The 26,837-nt window shown below is 63.8% G+C and carries 25 protein-coding genes; 12 read left to right on the top strand and 13 right to left on the bottom strand.

Features of this window, described 5'->3' with window-relative positions; genetic code table 11:
• Nucleotides 1-18 precede the first annotated feature (18 nt).
• Entirely contained in the window at nucleotides 19-660 is a 642-nt protein-coding gene (locus ACR64R_RS13045; RefSeq protein WP_487362022.1) for a DapH/DapD/GlmU-related protein, read from the top strand.
• Between the two features lie 270 nt (nucleotides 661-930).
• Nucleotides 931-1,425 carry a low affinity iron permease family protein gene (locus tag ACR64R_RS13040; RefSeq protein ID WP_487362021.1) on the top strand — a complete coding sequence of 165 codons (495 nt, stop codon included), beginning with the start codon at nucleotides 931-933 and terminating at the stop codon, nucleotides 1,423-1,425.
• A gap of 8 nt (nucleotides 1,426-1,433) precedes the next feature.
• Here ACR64R_RS13040 and ACR64R_RS13035 read toward each other — a convergent pair whose 3' ends face one another.
• Nucleotides 1,434-2,300 (bottom strand): SDR family NAD(P)-dependent oxidoreductase, encoded by an 867-nt coding sequence (locus ACR64R_RS13035; RefSeq protein WP_487362020.1) that lies wholly within the window; start codon nucleotides 2,298-2,300, stop codon nucleotides 1,434-1,436.
• 151 nt (nucleotides 2,301-2,451) lie between these two features.
• Here ACR64R_RS13035 and ACR64R_RS13030 point away from each other — a divergent pair, with 151 nt between their 5' ends.
• Nucleotides 2,452-2,733 (top strand): hypothetical protein, encoded by a 282-nt coding sequence (locus ACR64R_RS13030; protein WP_487362019.1) that lies wholly within the window; start codon nucleotides 2,452-2,454, stop codon nucleotides 2,731-2,733.
• Nucleotides 2,734-2,736: 3 nt separating this feature from the next.
• Here ACR64R_RS13030 and ACR64R_RS13025 read toward each other — a convergent pair whose 3' ends face one another.
• Complete coding sequence (locus ACR64R_RS13025; protein ID WP_487362018.1) at nucleotides 2,737-3,312, bottom strand: TMEM175 family protein; 576 nt, start codon at nucleotides 3,310-3,312, stop codon at nucleotides 2,737-2,739.
• Between the two features lie 138 nt (nucleotides 3,313-3,450).
• On the opposite strand from ACR64R_RS13025, the gene ACR64R_RS13020 reads away from it, so the two are divergent.
• Nucleotides 3,451-4,659 carry an MFS transporter gene (locus ACR64R_RS13020; RefSeq protein ID WP_487362017.1) on the top strand — a complete coding sequence of 403 codons (1,209 nt, stop codon included), beginning with the start codon at nucleotides 3,451-3,453 and terminating at the stop codon, nucleotides 4,657-4,659.
• A 121-nt stretch (nucleotides 4,660-4,780) separates the two neighbouring features.
• Here the strand turns inward: ACR64R_RS13020 and ACR64R_RS13015 are convergent, their stop codons facing one another.
• The 3 genes from ACR64R_RS13015 to ACR64R_RS13005 all read right to left on the bottom strand — a co-directional run bounded on the left by ACR64R_RS13015 (nucleotide 4,781) and on the right by ACR64R_RS13005 (nucleotide 9,006).
• Nucleotides 4,781-6,253 (bottom strand): MATE family efflux transporter, encoded by a 1,473-nt coding sequence (locus ACR64R_RS13015; RefSeq protein ID WP_487362016.1) that lies wholly within the window; start codon nucleotides 6,251-6,253, stop codon nucleotides 4,781-4,783.
• A gap of 91 nt (nucleotides 6,254-6,344) precedes the next feature.
• Complete coding sequence (locus ACR64R_RS13010) at nucleotides 6,345-7,814, bottom strand: esterase-like activity of phytase family protein (RefSeq protein ID WP_487362015.1); 1,470 nt, start codon at nucleotides 7,812-7,814, stop codon at nucleotides 6,345-6,347.
• A gap of 166 nt (nucleotides 7,815-7,980) precedes the next feature.
• Nucleotides 7,981-9,006, bottom strand: coding sequence for a LacI family DNA-binding transcriptional regulator (locus ACR64R_RS13005; RefSeq protein ID WP_487362014.1), 1,026 nt, complete (start codon nucleotides 9,004-9,006; stop codon nucleotides 7,981-7,983).
• Between the two features lie 196 nt (nucleotides 9,007-9,202).
• On the opposite strand from ACR64R_RS13005, the gene ACR64R_RS13000 reads away from it, so the two are divergent.
• The 5 genes from ACR64R_RS13000 (at nucleotide 9,203) to ACR64R_RS12980 (ending at nucleotide 14,160) form a co-directional block, all read left to right on the top strand.
• On the top strand, nucleotides 9,203-10,234 hold the full coding sequence (locus tag ACR64R_RS13000) for a Gfo/Idh/MocA family protein (protein WP_487362013.1): 1,032 nt from the start codon (nucleotides 9,203-9,205) through the stop codon (nucleotides 10,232-10,234).
• A complete protein-coding gene (locus tag ACR64R_RS12995) occupies nucleotides 10,231-11,139 on the top strand; it encodes a sugar phosphate isomerase/epimerase family protein (RefSeq protein ID WP_487362012.1) in 909 nt (302 codons plus the stop codon). Before ACR64R_RS13000 ends, ACR64R_RS12995 begins: the two co-directional genes overlap by 4 nt.
• A gap of 83 nt (nucleotides 11,140-11,222) precedes the next feature.
• The gene (locus tag ACR64R_RS12990) at nucleotides 11,223-12,236 is read left to right on the top strand and encodes a substrate-binding domain-containing protein (RefSeq protein WP_487362011.1); all 1,014 of its coding nucleotides are present in this window, start codon (nucleotides 11,223-11,225) and stop codon (nucleotides 12,234-12,236) included.
• Between the two features lie 77 nt (nucleotides 12,237-12,313).
• A complete protein-coding gene (locus ACR64R_RS12985; RefSeq protein WP_487362010.1) occupies nucleotides 12,314-13,102 on the top strand; it encodes an ATP-binding cassette domain-containing protein in 789 nt (262 codons plus the stop codon).
• Nucleotides 13,102-14,160 carry an ABC transporter permease gene (locus ACR64R_RS12980; protein WP_487362009.1) on the top strand — a complete coding sequence of 353 codons (1,059 nt, stop codon included), beginning with the start codon at nucleotides 13,102-13,104 and terminating at the stop codon, nucleotides 14,158-14,160. The genes ACR64R_RS12985 and ACR64R_RS12980 overlap by 1 nt, the downstream gene beginning before the upstream one ends.
• 9 nt (nucleotides 14,161-14,169) lie before the next feature.
• On the opposite strand, the gene ACR64R_RS12975 is transcribed toward ACR64R_RS12980, so the two are convergent.
• Nucleotides 14,170-16,794 (bottom strand): ATP-dependent helicase, encoded by a 2,625-nt coding sequence (locus ACR64R_RS12975; protein WP_487362008.1) that lies wholly within the window; start codon nucleotides 16,792-16,794, stop codon nucleotides 14,170-14,172.
• A 240-nt stretch (nucleotides 16,795-17,034) separates the two neighbouring features.
• Between ACR64R_RS12975 and ACR64R_RS12970 the strand changes: the two genes are divergently transcribed.
• On the top strand, nucleotides 17,035-19,350 hold the full coding sequence (locus tag ACR64R_RS12970; protein WP_487362007.1) for a glucose/quinate/shikimate family membrane-bound PQQ-dependent dehydrogenase: 2,316 nt from the start codon (nucleotides 17,035-17,037) through the stop codon (nucleotides 19,348-19,350).
• 34 nt (nucleotides 19,351-19,384) lie between these two features.
• On the opposite strand, the gene ACR64R_RS12965 is transcribed toward ACR64R_RS12970, so the two are convergent.
• The 4 genes from ACR64R_RS12965 to ACR64R_RS12950 form a co-directional block, all read right to left on the bottom strand.
• Entirely contained in the window at nucleotides 19,385-19,828 is a 444-nt protein-coding gene (locus tag ACR64R_RS12965) for a hypothetical protein (protein WP_487362006.1), read from the bottom strand.
• 267 nt (nucleotides 19,829-20,095) lie between these two features.
• Entirely contained in the window at nucleotides 20,096-20,545 is a 450-nt protein-coding gene (locus ACR64R_RS12960) for a response regulator (protein WP_487362005.1), read from the bottom strand.
• Nucleotides 20,542-21,639, bottom strand: coding sequence for a histidine kinase dimerization/phosphoacceptor domain -containing protein (locus ACR64R_RS12955; protein ID WP_487362004.1), 1,098 nt, complete (start codon nucleotides 21,637-21,639; stop codon nucleotides 20,542-20,544). Before ACR64R_RS12955 ends, ACR64R_RS12960 begins: the two co-directional genes overlap by 4 nt.
• A 172-nt stretch (nucleotides 21,640-21,811) precedes the next feature.
• A complete protein-coding gene (locus tag ACR64R_RS12950) occupies nucleotides 21,812-22,741 on the bottom strand; it encodes an EamA family transporter (RefSeq protein WP_487362003.1) in 930 nt (309 codons plus the stop codon).
• Nucleotides 22,742-22,829: 88 nt separating this feature from the next.
• Between ACR64R_RS12950 and ACR64R_RS12945 the strand changes: the two genes are divergently transcribed.
• Nucleotides 22,830-23,306, top strand: coding sequence for an Lrp/AsnC family transcriptional regulator (locus tag ACR64R_RS12945; protein ID WP_487362002.1), 477 nt, complete (start codon nucleotides 22,830-22,832; stop codon nucleotides 23,304-23,306).
• An 18-nt stretch (nucleotides 23,307-23,324) separates the two neighbouring features.
• Here the strand turns inward: ACR64R_RS12945 and ACR64R_RS12940 are convergent, their stop codons facing one another.
• Both ACR64R_RS12940 and ACR64R_RS12935 read right to left on the bottom strand, forming a co-directional pair.
• On the bottom strand, nucleotides 23,325-23,522 hold the full coding sequence (locus ACR64R_RS12940) for a hypothetical protein (protein WP_487362431.1): 198 nt from the start codon (nucleotides 23,520-23,522) through the stop codon (nucleotides 23,325-23,327).
• 145 nt (nucleotides 23,523-23,667) lie between these two features.
• Nucleotides 23,668-24,153, bottom strand: a complete 486-nt coding sequence (locus tag ACR64R_RS12935) for a thioesterase family protein (RefSeq protein WP_487362001.1) — start codon at nucleotides 24,151-24,153, stop codon at nucleotides 23,668-23,670.
• A 165-nt stretch (nucleotides 24,154-24,318) separates the two neighbouring features.
• On the opposite strand from ACR64R_RS12935, the gene ACR64R_RS12930 reads away from it, so the two are divergent.
• Nucleotides 24,319-25,734: an FAD-binding oxidoreductase gene (locus ACR64R_RS12930; protein WP_487362000.1), complete on the top strand. Its 1,416-nt coding sequence runs from the start codon at nucleotides 24,319-24,321 to the stop codon at nucleotides 25,732-25,734.
• 15 nt (nucleotides 25,735-25,749) lie between these two features.
• Here the strand turns inward: ACR64R_RS12930 and ACR64R_RS12925 are convergent, their stop codons facing one another.
• Nucleotides 25,750-26,718, bottom strand: a complete 969-nt coding sequence (locus ACR64R_RS12925) for a Dyp-type peroxidase (protein ID WP_487361999.1) — start codon at nucleotides 26,716-26,718, stop codon at nucleotides 25,750-25,752.
• Between the last annotated feature and the right edge of the window lie 119 nt (nucleotides 26,719-26,837).

The raw sequence follows: 26,837 nt of genomic DNA, 5'->3' as shown, positions 1-26,837 counted from the left end.
CGGGCGTAAAGCCGCGCCATGGACCGTGCTGAAAACCTTCTGCTGAAGGATCCCGAGCCGCGCATTCACCCGACAGCGGAGCTGAAGGCGTGCAGGCTCGGCCGCTACGCCTCGATCGGCGAGCGGGTGATCCTGCGCGAGGTGAGCGTCGGCGACTTTTCCTATTTCGAGCGCCATTGCGAGGCGATCTACGCGACGATCGGCAAGTTCTGCTCGATTGCCGCCAACAGCCGCATCAACGCGCTTGAACACCCGATCGAGCGGCTGACGCAGCACAAGGTCAGCTACCGGCCGAATGAGTATTTCCGTTGGCTGGGCGTCGACGCCGAATTCCGCGCGCGGCGACAGGCGAAATCGGTCATTGTCGGACACGATGTCTGGATCGGCCATGGCGCGGTCGTCATGCCGGGAGTCGAGATCGGCAACGGCGCCGTCATCGGCGCCAATGCCGTGGTGACGCGTGACGTTGCGGCCTACACGATCGTTGCCGGCGCTCCCGCAAGGCCGTTGCGCCAGCGGTTCCCGGCCGCCGTCGCGGCGCGCATCGAGGCCCTCGCCTGGTGGGACTGGGCGCCCGAGAAACTCGCAGGCGCAATCCCCGATATGCAGGTCATGCCGATCGAGGCCTTCCTTGATCGCTGGGAAGACGACGCTCCCTGAAAAGTTGCGGTTCAGTGCCCCCTTTCGCCATGCGGGAGTGGCGCTGCGGAAGGGGCTGGCAGTTCATGCCGTGAAGCGGAAGAACCGGCTTTCCGGCCTGCACCGGCACTATGGCAAACACCGGATAAGGCGTTTCTCACGCGGCCGCACTTCTCCTCGCGTGTCGGATTGTGGCTCGGCGCAAACGAAAATTCACCCCTTGGGAACCGGATCACATGGCAGCTTGTTTCTCAGCAGATGCCTGAACATTCACGGTTTTGAGGGAGTTGCATGATCGAGAAGGTTTTCACCAGGATAGCCAACAAGGTGGCCCATGTGACCGGCCTGCCGGCGACCTTTGCCGTCTGCGTGCTGATCGTGGTTGCGTGGGCGGTCAGCGGCCCCATCTTCGGGTTTTCGGATACCTGGCAACTCGTCATCAACACCGGCACCACCATCATCACCTTCCTGATGGTGTTCCTGATCCAGAACACGCAGAATCGCGACGGCGCGGCGATCCAGGCCAAGCTGGACGAGCTCATCAGGGTCGGCCGCGGTCACAATCATTTCATCGGCATCGAGCACCCGACCGAATCCGAGGTCGAGCAAATCCGCGACAAATGCGAGCGCGCCGCCAAACGAAATGACCAAAAGATCGCCGAGATGGCGGCCAAGAAGGCCGTGGCCGCCAAGAACGGCACCAGGGACAATCGCAAGGTTGCCCAGACCGCCGCGAAGAAAGCCGTAGCAGGCGGGAGCAGCTCCAGGAAGAAACCCGCCGCCTGACCGGACTGTCAGCGGTTCATGAAGGCCGCGAAGGCTTCCTTGTGATCGGGATGCCAGCGCGACAAGGCAGGACGGTTCTCGATGATGTCGCCGATCGCCCATGCCATGCGCTTTTCATCCGTCGGCCGCGCGACCTCATTGTCGGGGCACAGGATGTAGAAGTCGCCGTCCATCAGCGATGCCAGCATGAAGTCGATCACCTGTTCGCCGGTCCAGGCGCCGGCGGGCTTTTCCGTCGCGCCTTCGGTCAGGCCGGTATAGGTGAAGCCGGGGATCAGCAAATGCGCCGAAACCTTTGCTCCCGGCTCGTTGCGTAGCGCGTGGGCCAAACCTTCGGTAAACGTCTTCACGCCAGCCTTGGAGACGTTGTAGGCGAGGTTGCCGGGCGGTGTGGTGATGCCCTGCTTGGACCCGGTGTTGATGATCAGGCCCGGCTTGCCGGCGGCGAGCATGCGCGGCGCGAATGCCTCGACGCCATGCACGACGCCCCAGAAATTGATGTCGAGCAGCCGCTTCCAGGCGTCGCGGTTCTCCCAGGGCTTGCCCGGGTTGTTGCCGACGCCGGCATTGTTCATCAGCACCGACACCGCGCCGAAGGCGTCGTGAGCGAGTTCGGCCAGCCGGTCGACCTCGGCGGCTTTGGAGACGTCCGTCGGGATAGGCAGCACGGCATCGTCGCCGGCAATCGCCGCGACAGCATCTTTCGCCTGGTCGAGACGCACGCCGCCGATATCGGCCAGCACCGTCTTCATGCCCATCGCCGCGAAGCGTTTCGCGGCGGCAAGGCCGATGCCGCTGGCGCCGCCCGTGATGACGGCGACATTGCCGGAAGCAAAAGCGGGCAGGGCGGTCTGGATTTGGGCGTCGCTGGTCATAATTTCCATCCTGTTCGGGTCGCGGCGAACTTAACGCGCAGCGCCGCGGAGGCAAGGCTGGTTGTCTTCCCGGATCTGCCGCGAGAACCGTAACGGGTTGACCATTGCGGCGCTCGCCGCGCATGTTGTCCTGGAAAAAGGAGTTCGGCATTTGACCGACTGGATCGGAATCCTGAAGGAACAGACCGTCAATGGCGACCAGATGGGGCGTGAGGTGCCCGCGATGCTCGCCAATCCCGATATCAGCGAGGCGCAAGTGAAGACGCTGTTCGCGGCATTGGAGAAGCAGGCCGATTTCGCCGAGAAGCTGCGGCTTGCGCTGGAAAGGTTCGGACATGACTTCCCGATCATCAAGGCGGCCGAGCGGCTGGAGGAGCGCTATGCCGACCTTGCCGCCTCGGTGGCCGAGAAGCTGAAAGAGATGCGCAAGTAGGTCCTATTTTTCGATCAGTCTCTCAAACCGCTTGTCGGGCGCAAACCAGATCGCCGCCACAAGCACGTAGATCGCGACGCTGATCCATTGGTTGAGAAAGCTAAGCAGGACCGCGGCGATGTAAAGCGCCAGCGAAATCTTGCCTTTGGTGTCGTGACCCACTGCCTTGGCGAAGGTCGTATCGGCGCCGTGCAGATGGCGCAGCTTGACGACGAGGATGGTATAGGCGACCGCACAAAGCACCAGGTCGATGCCGTAGACGGCCACGGGCGCCGGAGCGAATTCATTTTCCCCCATGAAGGCTGTGGTCACCGGCATCAGCGATAGCCAGAACAATAGGTTGAGATTGGCCCACAGGACGCGCCCATCGACGCGCTGCACGGTGTGGAACATGTTGTGCAGGTTGTTCCAGTAGATGCCGACATTGATGAAGGAGAGCACGTAGCAAAGAAAGATCGGCCATTGCGGCAGAAGCGCAGAGAAATCCTCGCCGTGCGGCACTTTCAGGTCCAGCACCATGATGGTGATGATGATGGCGACGACGCCATCGGTGAAAGCCTCGACCCGTCCCTTGCCCATGATTCTCCCCCGCTGAACAGGCAAAGGTTACGGGAGGACGCCGCGCCTGACCATCCTGCCAGGATTGTCAGGAGGGCGTCCGACGGTTGGAACAGCGCCATTATGTAGGCGTTGGGCTTGCAACCGCCGGAGGTCGCCGTGACGCGCTACGCTCAAACCGTGATGCGTGCAAATGAACTTGGCGGGGCCGCCGCCAAGGCTGCCGTGGCCGCCATGATCGCCGCGCTCTTTGCCGGCAGCACCGCGCTGACCCCGCTCTACGTGATCTACAAGCAGGCCTTCGGCTTCTCGCAGATCACGCTGACGCTGGTCTATGCCGTCTATGTGATCGGCAATCTGGCGGCGCTGCTGTTTTTCGGCCGCCTGTCGGATGTCGTCGGCCGGCGCCCCGCCGCGCTTTTCGCGATGGCCGTTGCGATGGTCAGCGCGCTATTTTTCCTCTTCGCCGAAAGTCTCGCCTGGCTCGACATCGCCCGCATTCTCAGCGGGCTAGGCATCGGTGCCGGCGCGGGTGCCGGCACGGCCTGGCTTGCCGAGCTGAGCGAAGGCAAGGACAAGTCGCGCGCCGCCGTCATCGCCACCAGCACCAACTTTGTCGGTCTCGGGGCTGGCGCGCTCGTGTCGGGGTTGCTCGCCCAATACGCGCCTTGGCCGCTCAGGCTCACTTTTGTCGTCTATCTCGTGATGCTTGCACTGGTCACAGCACTGATCTGGCGGACGCGGGAAACAGTCTCCGAGCCCGGGCGGCTCTCCAATGTTTCGCTGCGGCCGCGGCTATCGGTACCGGACGATATCCGCGCGCAATTCGTCGCGCCGGCCGTGACCGGCTTCGGCGCCATGGCGCTGGTCGGTTTCTATGCGGCGCTGGCGCCGAGCATCCTGGCGCAGCAACTGCATGTGACCAATCATGCCGAAGCCGGCGGGCTATTCTTCGAGCTGTCGAGCGTGGCGGCCATCACCATTGTCGGCACCACGTGGCTCTCCAGCCGCTCCACCATGCTTTCGGCGCTGGTGCTGATGGTCCCGACTGTGGCGCTGATCGTGGCAGCGCAGGTCTACGCGTCTATGACGCTCATGATAGCCGCGACAGCGGCCTGCGGCGTGGTGGCGGCGCTCGGCTATCGCGGCGGCCTGCAAGTGGTGAACCAGACCGCGCCGGCAGATCGCCGCGCCGAGGTCGTGTCGGCCTTCTTCATCTGCTGCTTCTGCGGCAACGCGCTGCCGGTGATCGGCATCGGCATCCTGACGACCGTGACGAATGCGACGATGGCGAGCCTCGCCTTTGCCGTCATGATCACAGTGTTTTCGCTGGTGGCGCTGGGGTTCGGCGCCAAATACGCACGCTAGACCAGGACGGCGTTTCGTTGAGTATCGTGACCCTGACCTAACTCCTGTTGGAGCATGATATTTTCCGAAAACCGGTTCCCACTTTCGGGGTCATGTCCTAGCTGCCGGCCGACGCGGCCGCTCAGCCGTCCGGCGTCTCGGGAGCCAGACGCGCGCGCTGGCGTGGCACGCCGAGGCCCGTGTCCGGTGGCTCGCCGACGGCCGGCCTGCCCTCGATCATGTGCATCGTGCGCCAACGGCCGAAGCGATAGTAGGCGGCGGCCAGCAGAAGCGACGCGATCGAGCCGGCAGGGAAGCTCCACCACAGCGCCTCCTGGCCGATGACGCTGCGCATGGAGTAGGCAAAGCCGGTGCGGATGATCAGCACCGAGATGACCAGGATGATCAGCGGCGGCATCACGGCGCCGGTGGCGCGTACAGTCGCGAACAGGACGATGGTGATGCCGAACAGGATGAACGACCAGGACGCGACCTTGTTGATGTGGGCGGCGATGTCGATCGCGGTACTGTCGCCGATGAGGAAAAGGCTGAGCACCGCGCGGTCGAAGACGAAAAGCAGCGCCACCAGGGAGCCCGTCAGCACCAGGTTGAAGCCAACGCCAGAGGCTGCGACCTTGCCGATGCGGTCCCAGCGGCCGGCACCTACATTCTGCGCCGCCATCGAGGAGACCGCGGCGCCGATCGCGAGAGCCGGCATCTGGATATAGGTCCAGAGCTGCGCGGCGATGCCATAAGCGGCCGCGACCTGCGATCCGTAGGAATTGACGATGCCCATCACCGTCAGCGCGGCGGCGGAGATGACGATCATCTGCAGACCCATTGGTACGCCCTTGAAGACGACGATACGCAGCAGCGCCGGGTCCGGCTTGAGAAGGGCGAGGTCGGCGCCCGCCAGCCTGAGCGGATGTTTGCGGACATAGAGCACGATCAGGATGGCGATCACGCTGACGGTCTGGCCGACAAGCGTCGACATTGCCGAGCCGGCGATGCCAAGCTCGGGGAAGGGACCGATGCCGCGGATCAACAGCGGGTTGAGCACGACGTCAAGAACGACCGCCAGCGCCATGAAGATAAACGGCGTTCGCGAATCGCCGGCGCCGCGCAGCACGGTCATGACGAAGGACAGAAGGTTCATCATCGGCACGGCGACGAAGATGATGCGCAGATAGGCGCGCGCCAGCGGCAAGGCGTCCGCCGGCGTGCCGAGCCCGTTGAGGATGGCGTCGACCCAGACCCAGCCGCAGACGGCGAACACCACCGAGACCAGGAAGAAGAAGGTTGCGCTGGTGCCGACGATGCTTCGCGCCTTCGGCAGGTCGCGGGCACCAACCGACTGCGCGACCAGGATGGTTGCCGCCATGCCGACGCCGAATACGGTGCCTAGTATGAGAAACAGCACGAGATTGGCGTTGGAGGTGGCGGTCAGCGCAGCCTCGCCGAGGAAACGGCCGACCCAGACGGAATTGATCGATCCGTTGAGCGATTGCAGCACGTTGGAGCCCAGCACCGGCAGCGCGAACAAAAGCAGCGTTCGCGGGATCGGGCCGCTGGTCAGGTCGCCGACACGCTGGCGGCCGCTCGTCTTGTCATCCATGGCACGTCCCGAAAATGAATCAGGCCCGCGATGCTATCGCAGGCCTGACGCTCATGCATCCCTTCCGGGCTGGGCCAGATGACCAGCTGACTTACTGTGTGTTGCTGGAAAGGCCGGGCAGCGTGACCTGATAGACCAGGAAGGTGGTGTCGACGTCGGCGCCATCCTCGGCCTTGTAGGGCGCGCCGACCTGGAAGCCGTCCTGGGTGAGGAAGTCGTTGTCGTTGGCGACGAACAGGAAATAATCGTCGGGCAGTTTCGGATCGAGCACGGAGACCAGCGACATCGCCTCCCACTTCTCCGACAGGTTGTCCTTGTCGTTCGGCGCGCCATTGTGCAGGCCGAAGCGGCCGAGCTCGCTCTTGTCATTGATGTCGATGAAGGCGGTGAGCTTGGCAGGCGTGACCGACGGGTCAAGCACGCCCTTCGGCGCGACCGGCTTGTCGGCGGCGTCGAACGGGCCATTGGCGATATCGGTGGCGGCGGAGAGATCGACGATCTCGATCTTGCGATAGAGCGACTCGTCGCCCTTGAGACCCTGGCCGTTGCCCGAGTCGCGCGCCAGCATCAGGAAGCTCTTGTCGGAGAGCGCGACGATCTCGCTCTGCGCGGCGACCTTGGTCTTGCCCTTGGCGTCCTTGAAGACCGGCAGCGGCACGACATATTCGTGCGCCAGTTTCAAATGGGCGAGGTCGGAGGCGTCATAGACCAACGCGCGGGTGTTCTGGCGCGTCGCGGCGGAATCGCCGCCATCCTGGCGGGTGGCCGACTGCAGCACGGCGATCAGGAACCTGCCGTCAGGGGTCATCGACATGCCTTCGAGGCCCTGGTTGTTCTGGCGGCCGGTCTCCGGATCTTTCGGGTCGGGCTCGGCGGCGCCGGGACCGGGATTGTCGGAAGCGAAGTTCGGCTTGCCGTGGCGCGTCGGCACCAGGGCCGCAGGCGGCTGCGTCGCCGACATCAGGCGGCCTTCGGCCGAGAAGCGATAGATGTTGGGGCCGTATTCGTCGGAAATGAACATGGTGCCGTCCGGCAGGCGCACGATCGCTTCGTCGTCCAGCGCCAGCTTGCCGTTGTCGGCCTGGGGCAGGATCGGCATATCGCCTGCGGCTTGGCGCACGCCGTTCAACGGATCGAGGCCGGTGGCGTCGGTGCCCTTGTCGTCGGTCAGGAGCATGGTGTCGGCGAGCGTCGCCTTGACGCCGGTCTGTTCCTTCCCCGAGGCGGGCGCGGCACCTGGAGCGGTCGGGGTCAGCTCGATCGAGATCGTGTTCAGGCGCGGACGGTAGTCGGTGGTGCCGACGACATTGTAGCCGCGATCCGGCAGCAACCAGAGCGAGCCCTTGTAGCCAGCGCCGTCGCGCGCCCAGCCCTTGGTGTCGATCGACATGCCGGAACCCGAACCGAAAGTCTCGCCGAACTTGTCTTTCTGGCTGGCCGGGATGCGGCCGACGCCGACCAGCCCCTTGTTGACATAGGCGACGCCATCCGCGAGCGCCGGGGGGAGCGTGAGCAGGACCAGTGCCGCGCCGAGCGCGACGGTTCGGTTGAGATGCTTCATGAATATCCCTTCGTGACGAGCATGGCGGCCAATGGCTGAAAGGGCGCAGGATCGAAGATGCCGCAAGCCGCTTTCCGTCGAGCGGTCTAGGACGCCAACGTGATGGTTGCGTGACAGGAGGGGACGCCCTTCACCCATACGAAGGGGAGAAGGGAGAGGCTTCCGCTCAATCGCTCTCTCTTGCGATCAGCTCCAGCGGCCAGACCTCTCGGATGATGCGCGGCCCTTCCGGGCCAGCGAAAGCAGGCAGCGCGGCCAGAAGCATCTCGGCCAGCCGCCGACCCATGGGCTCCAGTGCCGGACGGAAGGCGGTCAATGTCGGCGAGAAGTAGCGACAGAGCGGCGTGTCTACGATGACGATCACCGCCATGTCATGGCCAGGCTTGATTCCCATCTCGGCAAGCGCCTTGCAGCCGCCAAGCGCCATCGCGTCATTGTTGAAGATGATCGCCGTCGGCGGGTCCCTGGAGCGCATGACTTGCGGCGTCACCTGGTATCCGCCGGTCTCGTTGATGAACCCGTCGGCGACCAAGCCGGGGTCGACCTCGATGCCATGCCGCTTCAGCGCCTTGCGGTAGCCGTCGAGGAACAGGTAGCCGAAGTTGAGATCAAGCGAAGGGCGGATGGCAGCAATGCGGCGGTGGCCGCGCGCGACCAGCCGCTCGACGGCTTCATCGCCCGCCCGCTCGAAATCGATGTCGAGCGAAGGATAGGTGTCGCCGCCGGACCGACTTCGGCCAAGCGTTGCGAAGGGGAAGCCGGCCTTGCTGAGATAGTCGATCCGATCGTCTTCACGCCGTGTATTGGCCAACACGACCGCGTCGGCCCGGCGCGTCTCGACCACGCGGCGCAACCGCTCCTGCTGATATTGGCCGGGCTCACCCATGACGACCATAAGATCGAGGTCATGCTCGGCAAGCTTCGCCTGCAGCCCGATGAGGAACGGGATGAAGAAGGGCTCGCCATATTGCTGGTCGCCGGGATGCGGCTGCAGCATGAAGGCGATCGAACGGGTGGCGCCTTGCCTCAGACTGCGGCCGGACTGGTTTGGCGAATAGTTCAATTCCCTGGCCGCTTCCAGCACGCGCTGGCGTGTATCGGCGTTGACATCGGCGCGGCCGTTCAGCGCCCGGGACACGGTGCCGATTGAAATGTTCAGATGACGCGCAAGGTCGTGAATGCTGGACGCCAAGAGCCACTCTCCCTTGCCTTGGCTAGCATTGGCCGCCGCCCGGGCCAAGGCATCCGGAAGATTTTTGAGAGACAGCCGGTTGACATTCTACGCCATCGGGTGTGTTCTCGTAAACGTTTACGGAAAAACGTTTACGGTCCTGCCGTGAATGCCGTGATCACCGGTCTGGAGGGACCGGGCGGAGGAGGAGCGCTGGATGATGAAGGTCGTCCTGGTCGGGTGCGGAGCGATGAGCAAGCACTGGCTCGATGCCGCAAGGCGGGCCGATGGGCTTGCCGTTGTCGGCCTTGTCGATCTCGATGCCGAACGGGCGCAGGGGCGGGCGCGCGAATACGAGCTCACCAACGCTGTCATTGGCACCAGCCTCGATGCCGTCCTTGATCAGACCAAGCCGGATGCCGTGTTCGACGTCGTGGTTCCGGCAGCGCGCCGCGAGGTCGCGCTTTCGGCCTTCGCCCATAATTGCCATTTGCTCACCGAAAAGCCGCTGGCCGACAGTCCCGAAAACGCACACGCCATCATCGCGGCGGCGCGGCGAGCCGGTCGCATCCATGCCGTGGTCCAGAACCGCCGCTATGTCGCCAATGTCCGGCGCATCCGGCGTTTCCTCGACTCCGGCGCGATCGGCGCGCCGACCAGCATCCATGCCGACTTCTTCGTCGCCCCGCATTTCGGCGGCTTTCGCGAGGAGATGGAGCATGTGCTGCTGCTCGACATGGCGATCCACACCTTCGATGCGGCCCGCTATATGGTCGCGGGCGAACCGGCGAGCGTCTATTGCCAGGAGTGGGAGCCGGCCAATTCCTGGTACCGGCAGGGCTCGTCGGCAAGCGCCGTCTTCGATTTCGGTGGCGGCAAGGTTTTCACCTATGCCGGATCCTGGTGCGCCGACGGTTTTCGCACGAGCTGGGAAAGCGCTTGGCGCATCGTCGCTGAACGGGGCAGCCTGATCTGGGACGGCTATGATGATTTGAAGGCCGAAGTGGTCGCGTCAGGCCGCGACGGCATCATCGACAAGACCCAACCGATCGAAGTGCCGCCGCTCGATCCCGCCGATCGCATCGACGGTCATCTCGGCATCATCCAGGATTTCATGCAGGCGGTCGAGGCCGGCACCGAGCCGGAAACGCGCGGCATCGACAATATCCGCAGTCTGGCCATGGTGTTCGGTGCCATCGAGAGCGCCGAGACCGGGCGCCGCGTCCCGATCACACAGGAACAGCAATGATGCCGAACCCGCTTCTCGATATCAGGATCGGCACCATGGTGCGGGCCAATCTCGACGATCCGGCGGCCTATATCAGGCAGATCCTGCCGCTCGGCTTCGAGAGCATCCAGCCCTTCTTCTGGCAGACGCTGGGCGGCAAGGATCTGCCGCGGCTGGCCGGAGAGATCCGTGAGGCGATCGGCGACGCCGACGTCATCGTGTCGTCGATCGGCGTGTTCGGTAATCCGCTGGAGAGCGGCGACGTCGATCGCGGCGTGCTCGCGGCCTGGGAGACCGTCATCGACAATGCGCATCTGTTCGGCGCTTCGACGGTCAGCGGCTTCACCGGCCGCATTCGGGGCAAGAAGCTGACCGACAGCCTGCCGCGCTTCCGCGAAGTGTGGGGGCCGCTGGCCAGGCGCGCCGCCGACAAGGGCGTGCGCATCGCTTTCGAGAATTGCGCCATGGACGGCAACTGGGCGAGCGGCGACTGGAACATCGCCCACAATCCGGACGCCTGGGAGCTGATGTTCAACGAATTGCCCAACGACAATCTCGGTCTCGAATGGGAGCCCTGCCACCAGCTCGTCTATCTGATCGACCCGATGCCGCAGATCCGTAAATGGGCGCCCCGCATCTTCCATGTCCATGGCAAGGACGCGACGGTGCGCTGGGACGTGATCCGCGAGCATGGCGTGTTCGGCCGCCTGCCTTTCGTGCAGATGCGCACGCCGGGCTTCGGCGACAGCGACTGGACGCGGGTGATCAGCGAATTGCGGCTGGCCGGTTACAAGGGCGCCATCGACATCGAGGGCTGGCACGACCCGGTTTATCGCGGCGACCTCGAGATCACCGGTCAGGCGCGGGCGCTCGACTATCTGAAGCAATGCCGGGGAGGCGCCAGCTACCTGCCCAATCCGACTTGAGCAGCGGCCGGCGGGAGGAGCCGGCCGATCGAAATCACTGTCGTAACCCTTGATCGCGAGGGAACCAAAAGGGAGGAACGTGCATGAGCATGACGACCAGAAGGACTGTTCTGCGCTCGACCGTCGTGGCTGCCGCCGCGGCGCTCTGCGCCTCGATCTCCACCTTGCCGGCACAGGCGCTCGACGCGCAATGGTGCAAGGACGTGCACATCCGCTTCTTCGTCGGCGGCGCCGAGGGTGACGCCTTCGGCACCATCGTCTACAATGGCGCCAAGCAGGCGGCGGCCGATCTCGGGCCAAAAGTCGACTACATCTTCTCTCAGTGGGACGTCGAGAAGATGGTGCAGCAATTGCGCGAGGCTGTCGCCGTCAAGCCGCAGGGGATCGCCATGATGGGCCATCCGGGCGACGCCGCGATCATGCCTTTGGCCGAGCAGGCGCACAAGGACGGCATCAAGATGATGTACCAGAACGTCCCGGTGCCGAAGGTGGTGGAAGCATTCGGCGGCGGCTATGTCGGCGCGCAGCAGGAGCAGCAGGGTCGCGCGCTCGGCGCCGAGGCGTTCAAGCTCGGCAAGCTCAAGGCCGGCGACAAGGCGATCATGATCGGTCCGTTCGAGAACGAGAACCGCGGCGCGCGCGAGCGCGGCACGGTGGCGGCCCTGAAGGAAGCCGGCGTCGAGGTGATCCAGCTGTCCTCGCCGCCAAGCGGCGAATGGGCGTCCGATCCCAACCTGGCCATTCCGGTGATCACCGCGGCGCTGCTCAACCACCCGGACGTCAAGGCGGTCGGTTATCCCGGCGGCCAGATGCTCGGCAATGTCGCGACCTATATGCAGGCCGCGGGGCGCAAGCCCGGCGACATCTTCAACTTCGGCTTCGACACCAGCCCGCAGATCGTCGAAGGCTTCAAGGGCGGCTGGGTGCAACTGACCGCCGACCAGCAGCCTTTCCTGCAGGGCTATCTGCCCATCTTGAGCCTGTGCCAGCAGGTGGTGCTCGGACTTGCTCCCATGAATGTCGACACCGGCGCCGGCTTCGTCACGCCGCAGAACTACGAGATCGTCTCAGAGCTCGCCAAGCAGGCGCTGCGCTGACCTCCCAGGCAGCCGGCCGGGTGGATGGCCCGGCCGGCTGGACCGCCGGCATACTGACAATTGCAAGCGAGGATCGCATGAGCGAACGCATCATCGAACTGCGCGACATCAAGAAATCCTACGGCCAGGTCTATGCGCTGGGCGGGGTCAACCTCAGCGTCGACCGCGGCGAGGTGGTCGGCCTGATCGGCGACAACGGCGCCGGCAAGTCGACGCTGATCAAGATCCTGTCCGGCGTGGTCAAGCCGACCAGCGGCGACATCCTGGTGCGCGGCAAGCCGGTGACCGGGTGGAGCGCTGCGCGCTCGCGCGACGCCGGCATCGAGACGGTGTTCCAGGATCGCGCTTTGGCCGTGCAGCAGACGATCGTCCGAAACATCTTCATGGGCCGCGAGCTCACCAGCTTTCTCGGCTGGCTCAAGGTCAACAAGGAGATCGAGGAGGCGAGCCGGCTGATGCGCGAGATCGGATTCACCTCGAAGGTGTTCACGCCGCATTCGATCGTCGGCCAGCTTTCAGGCGGCGAACGCCAGGGCGTGGCGATCGCGCGCGCCATCTACAAGCAGGCGGAACTGATCATCCTCGACGAGCCGACGACGGCGCTGTCGCTGACCGAGACCGCCAAGGTATTCCACTTCGTGCGCCAGGTACGGGCGAGCGGCCGCTCGATCCTGTTCATCGGCCACAACATCCACCACGTCTTCGACATCGCAGACCGTTTTGTGGTGCTCGACCGCGGCAAGGTGGCGCTGACCGCCGACCGCACCGAGGTCAAGTCGGCCGAGGATCTCATCAACTTCATGGAAGACGTGGCGCATCCCGGCGGATTGCCCGGTTTGCACGGTGAAGCGGAGCAGAGAGCGTGATGAGCAAGGTGATGGAACCCGATCTGCAAACGCCTTTGGGAAGGACACGCGGCCAGATGGCCAAGGAGTCGGCCAAGGAATGGAGCCATCCATCCAATCACTGGCTGCGTGGCTTCGTCCTCGATAACCGCGCGGCGCTAGGCACTCTGGCCGTGTTCATCGTGATGATGGCGGTGTTCATGATCGCCAACCCGACCGTCTTCACCACCTGGTATCTCTACAGCTCCGTGCTGACGACGCTTCCCGTGGCGCTGTTCGTGGTGGTGCCGCTGGTCTTTGTCGTCACCTGCGGCGAGATCGACCTGTCGTTTCCGGCGACGATGGGCTTTGCTTCATGGGTCTTCGCGCTGGTGGTGCAGGCCGGCTTCGATCCGTTCGTAGGCATCGTGGCGGCGCTGGTCACCGGCACGCTGCTCGGCTTCATGGTCGGCTCGCTGGTCGTCTATGGCGGCCTGTCGTCGCTGATCGCAACGCTTGGCATGAACTTCCTGCTGCGCGGCCTGATCCAGATCATCAACGAGGGCAAGTCGATGGCGCTGACCGGCCTTGCCGACAGCGCGGCCTACAAGATCTTCTCCAGCCAGGTCTTCGGCATCCCCGTGCAGATATTCTGGGCGATAGGCTTCGTGGTCTTCTCGGCGCTGCTCTACAACCGGCACCGCTTCGGCGCGCAGGTGAAAGTTGTCGGCGACAATCCCGACAGCGCCAGGCAGATGGGCATCGACGTCAAATTGGTGCGGGTGAAGGTGTTCGTCTTCACCGGCATCGGTGCGGCGATCGCCGGCTGCTTCTCGGTGATGATCAACTTCACCTGGTGGCCGACGGCGGGCGATGGCTATCTGCTGCCGGTTTTGGCCTCGGTGTTCGTCGGCGGCACGCCGACCTGGGGTGGCATCGGCACCGTGGTCGGCGGTGCGATCGGCGCGGTCACTGTATCCTTCATCCAGACCGGCGTGGTAGCTGCGGGCCTGAGCGGCTTCTACGTGCAGTTCTTCAACGGGCTGATTATCATCCTGTCGCTGCTCGGACATAAGTGGAACCAGGCACGGTACAGGTGAAGGGGCTGGTCACACTGGCGCGACGAACCCGTCCAGCACGCGCTTCTGGCCGGCCTTGTCGAAGTCGATGGTGAGCTTGTTGCCTTCGATCGCGGCGATGTTGCCGTTGCCGAATTTCTGGTGGAAGACGCGGTCGCCGACATTGAAGGCGGATGGCGTGTCGGCAACGGATTTGGCGACCAGCTCGCCCTCGATCGTGCGGCCTTTGACACTGGTGCGGCCGGCGCCGTAGCCCGAATCGGTCTCGCCATAGCCGATGCGCTCGACCTGGTGGCCCGAGCGCGTGCCCCAGTTGCGATCGGTGGCTTCGGTGCGGTTGGCCTGCGCGCGGTGCCAGCCGGGCGTGGCATAGGTGTTGGAGAAGCTGCCTTGATCCTTGGCGCCTATATTGTCGAAGCGCGAGGCGCCGTAGGGGTTCTGCCGGCCGCCGCCGCGGCCCGAGGCGAAGCTGCCACCGCCGTAGGGATTGCCGTAGCCGCCATAGGAGTTGCCGCCATCGGCGATGTCGATATGGGTTTCCGGCAGCTCATCGACAAAGCGCGACGGGATTGTCGATTGCCACAGCCCATGAATCTGTCGGTTGGAGACGAACCAGATATGCAGGTTCTTCTTGGCGCGGGTCAGACCGACATAGGCAAGCCGGCGCTCTTCCTCCAGGCCGGAGCGGCCGCCTTCATCCAGTGCGCGCTGATGCGGGAACAGGCCTTCCTCCCAGCCGGGGAGGAACACGGTCTCGAATTCGAGGCCTTTTGCCGAATGCAGCGTCATGATCGAGACGGCGTCCTGTTCGGCGTTCTGTTCGGCATCCATGACAAGCGCCACATGTTCGAGGAAGGAACGAAGCGACTCGTACTCCTCCATGGAGCGGATCAACTCCTTTAGGTTTTCCAGCCGCCCGGGCGCATCCGCCGAACGGTCGTTCTTCCACATGTCGGTGTAGCCGCTCTCCTCCAGGATGGTCTCGGCGAGCTCGGTGTGCGGCGTGGTCTCCAGCGCTTTCTGCCAGCGCTCGAAATTGGCGGCGACCTCACGTAATGCCGCGCGCGGCTTCGGCTTCAGTTCGTCGCTTTCGGCCAGCGTGGCGGCCGCTTCCAGCATCGGAACGCGCATGGCGCGCGCGGTGTCGTGGATCTGGCGGATGGTGGCTTCGCCCAGCCCACGCTTCGGCACGTTGACGATGCGTTCGAAGGCGAGGTCGTCGCCGCTGTTGGCGACGACGCGGAAAAAGGCCAGCGCATCGCGGATTTCCAGGCGCTCGTAGAAGCGCGGGCCGCCGATGACGCGGTAGTTCAAGCCCAGCGTGATGAAGCGGTCTTCGAAGGCGCGCATCTGGAACGAAGCGCGCACCAGGATCGCCATGTCATTGAGATTATGCTTCTGCCGCTGATAGGCCTCGATGGCGTCGCCGATAGCCCGGGCCTCTTCCTCCGAGTCCCAGGCGGCATGCACATGCACCTTGTCGTCCTCGGGGTCGTTGCGATCGGTGAACAGCGTCTTGCCGAAGCGGCCCTCATTGTGGGCGATCAGGTGGGAAGCCGCGCCCAGTATATGCGCGGTGGAGCGATAGTTGCGCTCCAGCCGGATGATGGTGGCGCCCGGGAAATCCTTGTCGAAACGCAGGATGTTGTCCACCTCGGCGCCACGCCAGCCATAGATTGACTGGTCGTCGTCGCCGACGCAGCAGATATTGACTTTGTTCTCGCTCACGGCCGCGCGCTCGCTGGCCTCCGCGGGGGCGGCCTGACCGGCCGACCCCCGGTCGGGCTTGCGGCCTTCGGCCGATGGGCTGCGCCCGGGCCGCTGCGCCAGGAGCCTTAGCCACATGTATTGCGCGGTGTTGGTGTCCTGGTACTCGTCGACCAGTATGTATTTGAACTTGCGGTGATATTCCTTCAGCACGTCCGGATAGGCGCGGAAGATTCGGATCGGGTGATAGAGCAGGTCGCCGAAATCGCAGGAATTCAGCGTCTGCAGCCGTTCCTGATAGGCCTTGTAGAGCTGGCGGCCCTTGCCGTTGCCGAAGCTGCGGGCATCGCCTTCCGCTATCTCGTCGGGGCCGAGGCCCTTGTTCTTCCAGTTGTCGAGCATCTGGGCGAAGGTCTTGGCCGGCCATCGCTTGTCGTCCAGCCCTTCGGCCTGAATGAGCTGCTTGATCAGCCGCACGACGTCGTCGGTGTCGAGGATGGTGAAATCGGATTTCAGCCCGGCAAGCTCGGCGTGACGACGAAGCAGCTTCACGCCGATCGAGTGAAAGGTGCCGAGCCAGGGCATGCCTTCGACATTGCCTTCGCCGATCAGGTGGCCGATGCGCTGTTTCATCTCGCGCGCGGCCTTGTTGGTGAAGGTGACGGCCAGGATCTGCGAGGGGAACGCCCTGCCGGTGGCAAGGATATGGGCGATGCGCGTGGTGAGAACCCGCGTCTTGCCGGTGCCGGCGCCGGCGAGCACCAGGACAGGGCCCTCGGTCGTCTCGACGGCGAGCCGCTGCTCGGGGTTCAGGCCCTTCAGGTAGTCGGGGGCGCTGTGCTGGCCGCTGCGGGCCGCCATGGCGCGCGCGGCTATGCCGGACGGGGCCGCCGCGGGCCGCGCATTCGGTTCATCAAAAAAAGGCATGTCTTCGGAAAAGCCCGACATTGATCCCGAATGTAGTGATTCGGCAGCGAAAGACCAGAACTGTCTACGTTTTGTTCCAGTTTCGCATGTGCCAGGCCAACTTGACAGCTGGAGCGGGCAAGGGAAAGCTGGCGGCAGGGCAGGGACGGCATGCCGTCGCCTGAAAGCCGCCTCCTCGTTAGACGCAATTCCGGACGGAAAACCGCTTCACACTTTTCCTGGAATTGCTTGAAAGCGCGCAACAGTCGAAGGAGCACCGTCTTGGCTGTCACCATCACTTCCCTCCTCATCCTCATCATCGGTCTCATTCTGAGCGGTGGCGGCGTCTGGCTCGCGGTGCTGGGCGGCAGCTGGTATTACCTTGCCGCCGGCCTGGTCTTGCTGATCACCGCCTGGCTGTTTTTCAGGCGCAGGTCGACGTCGCTCTGGCTCTACGCGCTGTTCTTGCTCGCGACCTTGTGCTGGGCGGTCTGGGAAATCGGCTTCGACTGGTGGCAGCTCGCTCCGCGCGGCGGCGTCATCGTGCTCATCGCCTTGTGGCTGCTGACGCCATGGGCAAGGCGGGGCCTGCGGGGGCCAGACGCGCGCGCGCCGCTGATCCTGGCCGTGCTCGCATCGCTCGCGGTCGCCGGCTATTCAATGACCGCCGATCCTACGGACATCGCCGGCACGCTGGGCACCGAAAAGGTGGCGACGGCCCCCAATCTCGGCGGCGACATCCCGGATGGCGAGTGGCATTTCTACGGCCGCACGCCTTTCGGCCAGCGCTATTCGCCGCTCGACCAGATCACGCCCGACAATGTCGCCAAATTGCAGCCGGCCTGGACTTACCGCACCGGCGACGTGAAGGGGCCTGGCGACATCGGCGAGACGACCTATCAGGTGACACCCCTGAAGATCGGCGACACGCTGTTCATCTGCACGCCGCATGATTTCGCCATCGCCATCGATGCCGCGACCGGCAAGGAAAAGTGGCGCTACGACCCGAAGATCAAGCTCGACAACAACCGCCAGCACCAGACCTGTCGCGGCGTATCCTATTACGCCGACGCCAGGATCGCTGCCGGCCAGCCTTGCGCGCAGCGCATCTACCTGCCGACCTCCGACGCGCGGCTGATCGCGCTCGACGCCGCGAACGGGCAGGTGTGTGCGTCTTTCGCCGAGGGCGGCACGCTGAACCTGATGGCCAACATGCCCTATCCGAAGTCGGGCTATTACTATTCGACTTCGGCGCCGCTGATCGTCGGCGGCAAGATCATCGTCGGCGGCGCGGTCAATGACAACTACTCGACCGAGGAGCCGTCAGGGGTGATCCGTGCCTTCGACGTCAACACCGGCGCGCTGCTGTGGAACTGGGATTCCGGCAATCCGGATGTGACGACGCCGTTGCCCGCCGGGCAAACCTACACCCACAACTCGCCGAACATGTGGTCGACCGCGAGCGCCGACGAGAAACTCGGGCTGCTCTATCTGCCGCTCGGAAACCAGACGCCGGACCAGCTCGGCATGGGTCGCAGCGCCAATGTCGAGAAATTCTCCTCCTCGATCACCGCGCTCGACATCAACACCGGGCAATTGCGCTGGGTGCGGCAGACCGTGCATCATGACCTGTGGGACATGGACGTGCCGGCGCAGCCGTCGCTTGTCGACATCACCACGGCGAACGGCGTCGTGCCGGCGCTGGTCGGACCGACCAAGCAAGGCGACCTCTACGTGCTCGACCGTCGCACCGGCGAGCCGATCATTCCGGTGAAGGAAGTGCCCGCACCCGGCGGCGCGATCGATGGCGATCATGCCTCCCCAACGCAGCCGGCTTCGGACCTGTCCTTCAATCCGAAGCCGCTGACCGGCGCCGACATGTGGGGCATCACCATGTTCGACCAGCTGGCGTGCCGGATCGAACTGAAGAAATTGCGCTACGAGGGGCGCTACACGCCGCCCTCGCTGCAGGGCTCGCTGATCTATCCCGGCAATTTCGGCGTCTTCAACTGGGGCGGCGTCGCGGTCGATCCGGTGCGGCAGGTGATGTTCGGCATGCCGACCTATCTCGCCTTCACCTCGAAGCTCATCCCGCGCGCGGACGTGCCGCCGCCGGGCGATGCCACCAAGGGCAGCGAGCAGGGGCTGAACCGCAACGAAGGCGCACCTTACGCGGTGGTGATGGGGCCGTTCCTGTCGCCACTCGGCATTCCCTGCCAGGCGCCGCCCTGGGGTTACGTCGCGGGCGTCGACCTCAAGACGGGAAACATCGCCTACAAGCACCGCAACGGCACCGTCTACGACATGACGCCGCTGCCGCTGCCCCTAAAGGTCGGCGTTCCGGGCATCGGCGGGCCGATGATCACGGCGGGCGGCGTCGCCTTCCTGGGCGCCGCGGTTGACGACTATCTGCGCGCCTATGACCTCACCACTGGCAGGCAACTCTGGCAGGCGAGGCTTCCGGCGGGTGGGCAGTCGACACCGATGACCTATACGGTGGCCGACGGCCGCCAGTTCGTCGTCATCGTCGCCGGCGGTCACGGCTCGGTCGGTACCAAGCCGGGCGATTACGTTATGGCCTACGCTCTGCCGAAATAGGACGAGGCCGTTCCGAGCGTACCCCTGGAAGGGCCTATCCTTGGAGGCCAAGATGCCCCTTGAGGCTCGGCACCTGGTCCAGCACCTGGTTTGTCAGGTCGGGGCCGGCGGCCGCCTCAGCCTGCTTGATCAAGGTCTCGCCGGCCTGCTGGATCTGCGCCATGTCGAGGCCGGACGCCTTGAGCGCGGCAATGCCGTTGATCAGTGCGCCGGCCTTTTCGCCAAGGACGCCGCCAAGCGCGCCCTCCAGCGACGACAGGAGCCCGCCGCCCGAACCCGCAGCCGCGCCGGCGGCCATCACGTCATATTTCTGCGCCAGCGCGTCGGCGCCGGGGATCTTGGCGAAGAAGGACGAAACACTGGTGCCCTCCGCCTCGTGCTCCAGCACTGAGAAGATTGTGCCGACGACCTTCTCGGTCGTCGCCTGATCGAGTCCTGCCTTTTGCGAGACGGTGTTGACGATGTCCTGGACGTTCATGGCATTCCCCTTTCGCCGTCGGGTCAGACGAGGCTGCATGGGCAGCTTCCCGGCCCAGTGTGACAGCATCATCAAGGTTTTCGGAAATGACCAAAATGTGATGAGCGGCTTGGCGGCCAGCGCTGCGGCGCGCAGGCTGGCAGCTGCTTTCCGTGTGGGATCGGGAGCAGCACGTCACTTGACCGTCCGAGCTCGACCCGGTCGACCTTGCTTGGAGCCGAGCGATCGGCTTCTTGAAGGATAAGGTCGCCTGACGCTCATATCGCGTCAGGCGATCGACGGAGCCCATACCGCTGCAAAATCGGGCGCAAGCGTAAAGCCTGCCGGCAACGCCGAGACGGGAGGCGGGCGCCGCACGCCTTCCTGGAGATAGCGCAGAGCCGACATCACACCGTTCATCGTATACGGCTTCGCAATTACGCCTACCGCGCCGACAAAGTTTTCGGGGATGCGTTTCGGATTCGCGGTCATGAACACGACCATAGGCTGACCCGATCGCCGAATATGCTCGGCCACGTCAAGGCCCGTCGGGCCGTCGGAAAGATGAATGTCGACAAATGCAATATCGGCTTTGCTGGTGCCGACCATTGCCTTGGCTTCGTCCGACGAAACCGCCCATCCCACGACGCTATGGCCGGCTTCCTCGATCAGGCTCTCCAGTTCCATCGCCAGAAGAGCTTCGTCCTCCACGATCAGGACTTTCAGCGGTTCGATCATGACACGTCCCCTTTGTGCTGAGGCCCGTTCGGCATCTTTACGACAACTTGCGTACCCGGACTTGTGTTCCGCCATTCGACATCGGCGCGAAGTTGCCGCCCGAGTTGCCGGATAAGCCTCATACCGAAGGTGCCGTCGCCGGCCTTGGCTTCCATGCCGACGCCATCGTCGGAAATTTCAATGATCAGATGCTCCTCCGGTTGGCGCATCCTGACGCCGATGTTGCCGGGCGTCGTCTCGTCCTTGAAGGCGTGCTTCAGCGCGTTGGTGACGAGCTCGTTGACGATCAGTGCCACAGGCGTCGCCTTTTCAGCCGGGACGACGATCGGCTCCAGATCGAGCTTCGACGTGATCTGCGACCGGCCGGACGCCGCAAGCAGATCCGACACTAGGTCCCTGGCAAAATCGGATACGTCGAATTTGCTGACGTCCTTCGACTGATAGAGCCTACGATGCACGGTGCTAAGCGCCTCGATGCGTTCCAGCATCGTGGCGAGCGAATTCTTGACCGCTTCGTCCTTGATGGTTCGGCTCTGCATCAGGATCAGAGACGAGACCATCTGCAGGTTGTTCTTCACCCGGTGGTCGACCTCATGCAGCAGCGCCGTCTGTGTCTCGAGCGCGGCCTCGAGCTCCCTGGTCCGCTCCTTCACTGCCTCTTCGAAGCGCTGCTTGTCGGCCGCGGTGCGCTGTTCGGAGCGCTTGCGGTCCGAAACGTCGAGTTGCGAGGCAAAGAAGAACAAGAGCTCACCCTTGGCGTTGGAGACAGGACTGAGATAGAGCGCGTTCCAGAACGTGGAACCGTCCTTTCGGTAGTTCAAAAGGTCGATGCTGATGTCCCTGCACCCGGCAACAGCGTCGCGAACTTCGGCGACGGCATCAGCGTCCGTGTCGGGGCCTTGGAGAAAGCGGCAATTCCTGCCGATCACTTCCTCGCGTGCGTAGCCGGTCAACCGCAGAAACGAGTCGTTCGCGAATACGATCGGATTGTCCGGTTTGCGCGGATCGGTGATGATCATCGACATGCGCGTGGCACGGATGGCCGCTGCAAAAGGATCGCCCTTGCCCTGCTCGGCGTGAAGATCGTCGGTCATGTGCCAGGCATCTGGCGACTCTTTCGTGCGCTTTTCGTCCAAGCCAATAACCGCGGCCACAACGGTGCAGGTTTGGAATTGGTTCAATCGCGGGTTTTGTAGTCGCGGATGGAAAAGTGAAGGAACAAAACCGTCATTCTTGTAAGGGCTTGGGCGGAAATTGTTTTCTGATCTAGTGCGGCAGCGGCTTGTGCATGGCGACGCCCGCGATCACCATTGCGACACCTATGCAGTCGGCGACGCCCGGCACCTGGCGCAGCACGATGACGCCGATCAGTGTCGCGGTCAGCGGCAGGAGCGACAACATCAGCGCGAAGCTCGCGCGCGGTAGCCGCGCCATGGCGAACTGATCGCAAATGTAAGGGATGACCGAGGAGCAGACTCCGACGCCTACCGCGGCGCCGAGCAGTCGCGGCGACGAGAAGGCCGGCAGCGCGTCGCGGAAGCCGATAGGCAGCACGACGAGGAACGCGATCGCCATCGCGGTGCCGAGGCCTGCAATGCCGATGCCGGTCCGGGCGACACGGTGACCGATCACGATGTAGCCGACGAACAGGGCGCCGTTCAGAAAGGCCCAGGAAAGGCCGACCGGATTGCTTGACCATTTAACGTCGATGAGAAGCAAGGTACCGGCAACGGCAACAGCGAGCGCTGCAAAGTTGCGCCAGCTTCGCAGGCCGACGAGCGCGATTACGATTGTACCGACGAACTCGATCGCCGCCACCAGCGAGATCGGCAAGCGCTCGAGCGCGAGATAGAACGAGCAGTTCATCACCGCCAGGCAGATGCCGAAGGCCAGCAGCAACAGCCGCTGAGCTCGATCCGCACGAGCGAAGACGCGCCAGGGCCTGGTCAACGGAGCGAAGATAAGCGCGGCTGTTGCGATGCGCAGCCAGGCCATGCCGAGCACGCCGACCTCGGCGAAAAGCATCACGGCGAAGGCCGGTCCAAGATAGTGAAACACGGCGCTGACGCAGAACCAGGCATGCGGAGGCAGCGCGTTGGCCGTTCTGGCAAATGTGGTGGGACCGGCGAGGGTTGAGCGCGCGTCGGCAGCGCTGGCGGGCAGGCTCCTAACTGGGATTTGCGTTTGAGCTTTCATGCGGGCATTGTCGCAGGCGAAAATCGACGATCATATGTTTGATGAATTGCTTTCTGGCTTTTCTTCTTTCTTATGAAAGGGAATCACGTTGAAAGACCTTCGAAATGAAAATGCCGACCTGGACGCCACGGACCTGAAGATCCTGCGGCTGCTGGAAAGGGACGCGCGCATCAGCACGGCGGAATTGGCGCGCGGGGTCGGGCTGTCGCCGCCGAGCGTGGCGGAGCGTATCCGCAAGCTGCAGGAAAACGGCGTGATCGAGGCCTACACGGTAAGGATCAACCCGGCGGCGCTTGGGCTGAAGCTGTCGGCATGGCTCAGAATCCGGCCGGTGCCCGGGCAGCTTTCAGTGGTGGCGGAAATCATCCGCGAACTGCAGGAAATCGCGCAATGCGACCGGGTGACCGGCGAGGACTGTTTCATCGCGCTTGCCCATGTCGGTTCGGTGAGCGAGCTCGAGCGTGTGATCGACCGGATCATCCCATATGCGATGACCAACACCGCCATCATCCAGTCGTCACCGGTCGAGCCGCGCTCGCCGCTGGGTGGGTTCAAGCCGCGATGATGAGGTGGCAATAATGGTTCAAGCGTGGCCGCGCTTCATGCGCGCCTGCTTCAGAATGGCGCGCCAGCGGATCATGTCGAAGGGTATGGGTTCGTTGTTGTTGGCGATGTGGAAAATCTCGTTGTTGACGTTCTTCAACGATCGCCAGAAATCATAGTCGCTGATGCGTGGATCGGACGCCAAGCGCTCCACTTCGACCTTGATGTCTGTTTTCATGCCCTGTCCTCGCACCGCATTCCGCAGCCGCCCGCGCGCAAGCCCGGTACGGCGGTTTTCGAACGTGACACTGAGTCGTTCAACGGACTCAAGCGGCTTGTTCACGTTAAAACCTTGGTAAGGTTAACGCGGGCGTCGGGGTGCATCAAGCGTTCTTGCGCTTGATCCCGATGGAGCGGCCGGCGCGCTCCGGCATCGGCAGAAGGGAGTGGGCGGCGCGCAGAGCTTCGACCTTGGCCATCACGTCGGTGGGGAAGGGAGCGACCTTCGGACCCGACATGTCGACATGCAGGGCAAGCTGCTCGGATGTGGCGGCCAGCCAGCCGTCGACATGGCGGATTTCCTGATAGACCCTCAGCCGCTTCTCGTCATGGTCGATGAGCTGGAACGAGACCTTCACCTTGTGGTCGAGGTGAAGCTCCTGGACGTAGCAGACATGGACTTCGGCGGTGTAGATGGTGAGGCGGCGATCCCTTGCGTAGTTCGGCCCCATGCCCATCATTTCGAAGGCCTCGTCCGAACAGCGGTCGAACAGCACGTTGTAATAGGCCATGTTGAGATGGCCATTATAGTCGATCCAGTCTTTCTCGATGCCCATCGGATCGGAAATGAAGGGGGCGGGGATGATCATCTGGTTTTCCTTGATCGTCGCTGGACAGAGCGTTGTTGGTGAGGTTCTCATAAGATTGGCGTAATTCCGGCCGGAAAACCGCTTCACACCTTTCCTGGAATTGCTTTAGGCACCATCCATAGCTGCAGAACAAGGGTGGCCACTGGTCCATTCGCGGAGGAATTCATGGCTTTGAGCGACCTCAACCCTGTCGAACGCAATGAGGAAGGCATCGCTTCGGTGCTGGGCATCCTCAAGCAGCGCTTCGGCGAGCGATTTCAGACCGGCGCGGCGATCCGTAGCCAGCATGCGCACACCACCACCTATATCCCGACCCAGGCGCCGGATGGCGTCGCCTTTGTAGAGACGACCGAGGAGGTGCAGGAGATCGTGCGCGCTTGCGCCGCGCACCGGGTGCCGGTCATCGCTTTCGGCGTCGGCTCCTCGCTCGAGGGCCACACCAATGCTCCTGGCGGCGGCATCTCGATCGACACCTCGCGCATGAACCGGATCCTCGCCGTCAACCCGCAGGATCTCGATTGCACCGTCGAACCGGGTGTGACGCGCGAGGACCTCAACCGGCACCTGCGCGACACCGGCCTGTTCTTTCCGATCGATCCCGGCGCAAACGCCTCGCTTGGCGGAATGGCGGCGACCAGGGCTTCCGGCACCAATGCGGTGCGCTACGGCACGATGCGCGAGAACGTGCTGTCGCTGACCGCCGTCATGGCCGACGGCGAGACGGTGACGACCGGCAAGCGGGCGAAGAAGAGCTCGGCCGGCTATGACCTGACGCGGCTTCTGGTCGGGTCAGAAGGCACGCTCGGCGTCATCACGTCGCTGACGCTGAGGCTGCAGGGCATTCCGCAGGCGATTTCCGGCGGCGTCTGTCCGTTCCCCAGCCTGGAGGCGGCGTGCAACACGGTGATCGCGACCATCCAGATGGGTGTCCCGGTGGCGCGCATCGAACTGGTCAACGCGCTTCAGATGCGGGCGATGAAGAATTATTCCAAGCTCGACTATCCGGAGAGCCCGTGCCTGTTCGTCGAGTTCCACGGCAGCGATGCCGGCGTCGCCGAACAGGCCGAGACGTTCGGCATGATCGCCGAGGAGAATGGCGGCGGGCCGTTCCTGTGGACCACCGTCGCCGAGGAGCGGACAAAGCTGTGGAAGGCCAGGCATGATGCTTATTGGTCGTCGCTGACGCTGCGCCCCGGCGCCAAGGGGCTGTCGACCGATGTCTGCGTGCCGATCTCGCGGCTGGCCGAATGCGTTACCGAGACCGAGGCCGATATCGCCGAGATGGGGCTGATCGCACCGATCGTCGGCCATGCCGGCGACGGCAATTTTCATACCCTGGTGCTGATGGACGTTAACGATCCCCAGGAGATCGCGCGGTGCGAGGAATTCGTCGCCCGGCTCAACATGCGCGCCATTGCCATGGATGGCACCTGCACGGGCGAGCACGGCATCGGCCAGGGCAAGATCGGCTTCCTAAGGCGCGAACTAGGCCATGGCGTCGATGTCATGCGCACGATCAAGCAGGCGCTTGATCCGCTCAACATAATGAACCCGGGCAAGATATTGCCGGCGGCCGGGTAGTCCGCCGGCCAGAGGTCATTCCCGCGCCTCTTCGGCCAGCTTCTGCAGCATGGACCGTGTCGGCGCGAAGAAGGTGGTGCCGGTGCGCGGGGTGGAGAAGTCGAGCAGCCTGTCATAGGCGCCGGGCGGCTCACCGACATACATGCGCTGCAGCATCTTCTCGATCACCCACAAATAGCGCGTGTAGCCGATGAAATAGGTGCCGAATTCGTTCTGCCCTGGGCGGCCGAACGGCATGTTGTCGCGCAGGATGTCATACTCGTTGCCGGCGTCGTCCTCGATCGTGGCCAGCGACTTGTGCGACTTGCGCGGCTTGTCGTCATCGTCGATCTCGATGTTGTCGATCTTGGTGCGGCCAATGATCTCCTCCTGGACATGGGTCGGCGTTTTGCCCCAGGCGGCCATGTCGTGCAGGTATTTCTGCACCACGACATAGCTGCCGCCCGCAAAGTCGCCGTCCTCGTCACCGACCAGGGCCGAGGCAGGCAGGTCGAGGCCGGTCGGATTGGCGGTGCCGTCGACAAAACCCAGAAGATCGCGCGCGTCGAAATAGCGGAAGCCCGATACCTCGTCGACGACCGTCACGCTATCGCTAAGGCTGTTCAGCAGCATGCGTTCGAGTTCGAAGCACATGTCGGGCCGCTCGGCGCGGATGTGGAAAAGCAGATCGCCCGGCGTCGAGGGCGCCGAATGCGCTGTCCCCTCGATTGGCGCGAAGGGTTTCAACTCGCGCGGCCGCCGGTCAGGCGACAGACGGTTCCAGAGGTCGGCGCCAATGCCGGCTATGCAAGACAGCCGGCCGGAGAGGTCGCGAAAACCGACATTCTTGACGAGGTCGTCGAGCTCGCCGAGCACCGTAGCGACGTTCGCCAACGCCGCTTTGTCGCCGCCGACCGTGACGACGAGGAAGATCGCGGCCGTCGACAGCGGAGCGTCAACGCTCTGCGCGTCGATGGGCACTCTATCCCAGTTCTTGCCTGACATCGGGAACGCTCCGGTTGGGTTGAGATCCGTTGCGGCCAGGGCGTGGCCGGAGGGGTGGGGTAGGCAAAAGGAGATACCCCGACCTCGAGCCGCCGCGCAACTGGAGACGTTGGCGGCTG

This window comes from Mesorhizobium sp. MC2-1-1, assembly GCF_057597255.1.
Note: the sequence above shows the minus strand (reverse complement) of the source record. Positions and strands in the feature narration are given on the sequence as shown.

Excerpts from the sequence above, each read along its gene's own strand:
- ACR64R_RS12980 (WP_487362009.1), top strand. The coding sequence starts at position 13,102 with ATGAGCAAGGTGATGGAACCCGATCTGCAAACGCCTTTGGGAAGGACA.
- ACR64R_RS12975 (WP_487362008.1), bottom strand. The coding sequence starts at position 16,794 with ATGTCGGGCTTTTCCGAAGACATGCCTTTTTTTGATGAACCGAATGCG.
- ACR64R_RS12940 (WP_487362431.1), bottom strand. The coding sequence starts at position 23,522 with ATGAAAACAGACATCAAGGTCGAAGTGGAGCGCTTGGCGTCCGATCCA.
- ACR64R_RS12925 (WP_487361999.1), bottom strand. The coding sequence starts at position 26,718 with ATGTCAGGCAAGAACTGGGATAGAGTGCCCATCGACGCGCAGAGCGTT.
- ACR64R_RS13000 (WP_487362013.1), top strand. The coding sequence starts at position 9,203 with ATGATGAAGGTCGTCCTGGTCGGGTGCGGAGCGATGAGCAAGCACTGG.
- ACR64R_RS13040 (WP_487362021.1), top strand. The coding sequence starts at position 931 with ATGATCGAGAAGGTTTTCACCAGGATAGCCAACAAGGTGGCCCATGTG.
- ACR64R_RS12930 (WP_487362000.1), top strand. The coding sequence starts at position 24,319 with ATGGCTTTGAGCGACCTCAACCCTGTCGAACGCAATGAGGAAGGCATC.
- ACR64R_RS12950 (WP_487362003.1), bottom strand. The coding sequence starts at position 22,741 with ATGAAAGCTCAAACGCAAATCCCAGTTAGGAGCCTGCCCGCCAGCGCT.
- ACR64R_RS12965 (WP_487362006.1), bottom strand. The coding sequence starts at position 19,828 with ATGAACGTCCAGGACATCGTCAACACCGTCTCGCAAAAGGCAGGACTC.
- ACR64R_RS13015 (WP_487362016.1), bottom strand. The coding sequence starts at position 6,253 with ATGGATGACAAGACGAGCGGCCGCCAGCGTGTCGGCGACCTGACCAGC.
- ACR64R_RS13010 (WP_487362015.1), bottom strand. The coding sequence starts at position 7,814 with ATGAAGCATCTCAACCGAACCGTCGCGCTCGGCGCGGCACTGGTCCTG.
- ACR64R_RS12990 (WP_487362011.1), top strand. The coding sequence starts at position 11,223 with ATGAGCATGACGACCAGAAGGACTGTTCTGCGCTCGACCGTCGTGGCT.
- ACR64R_RS13045 (WP_487362022.1), top strand. The coding sequence starts at position 19 with ATGGACCGTGCTGAAAACCTTCTGCTGAAGGATCCCGAGCCGCGCATT.
- ACR64R_RS12985 (WP_487362010.1), top strand. The coding sequence starts at position 12,314 with ATGAGCGAACGCATCATCGAACTGCGCGACATCAAGAAATCCTACGGC.
- ACR64R_RS12995 (WP_487362012.1), top strand. The coding sequence starts at position 10,231 with ATGATGCCGAACCCGCTTCTCGATATCAGGATCGGCACCATGGTGCGG.
- ACR64R_RS12960 (WP_487362005.1), bottom strand. The coding sequence starts at position 20,545 with ATGATCGAACCGCTGAAAGTCCTGATCGTGGAGGACGAAGCTCTTCTG.
- ACR64R_RS12955 (WP_487362004.1), bottom strand. The coding sequence starts at position 21,639 with ATGACCGACGATCTTCACGCCGAGCAGGGCAAGGGCGATCCTTTTGCA.
- ACR64R_RS12935 (WP_487362001.1), bottom strand. The coding sequence starts at position 24,153 with ATGATCATCCCCGCCCCCTTCATTTCCGATCCGATGGGCATCGAGAAA.
- ACR64R_RS13035 (WP_487362020.1), bottom strand. The coding sequence starts at position 2,300 with ATGACCAGCGACGCCCAAATCCAGACCGCCCTGCCCGCTTTTGCTTCC.
- ACR64R_RS13025 (WP_487362018.1), bottom strand. The coding sequence starts at position 3,312 with ATGGGCAAGGGACGGGTCGAGGCTTTCACCGATGGCGTCGTCGCCATC.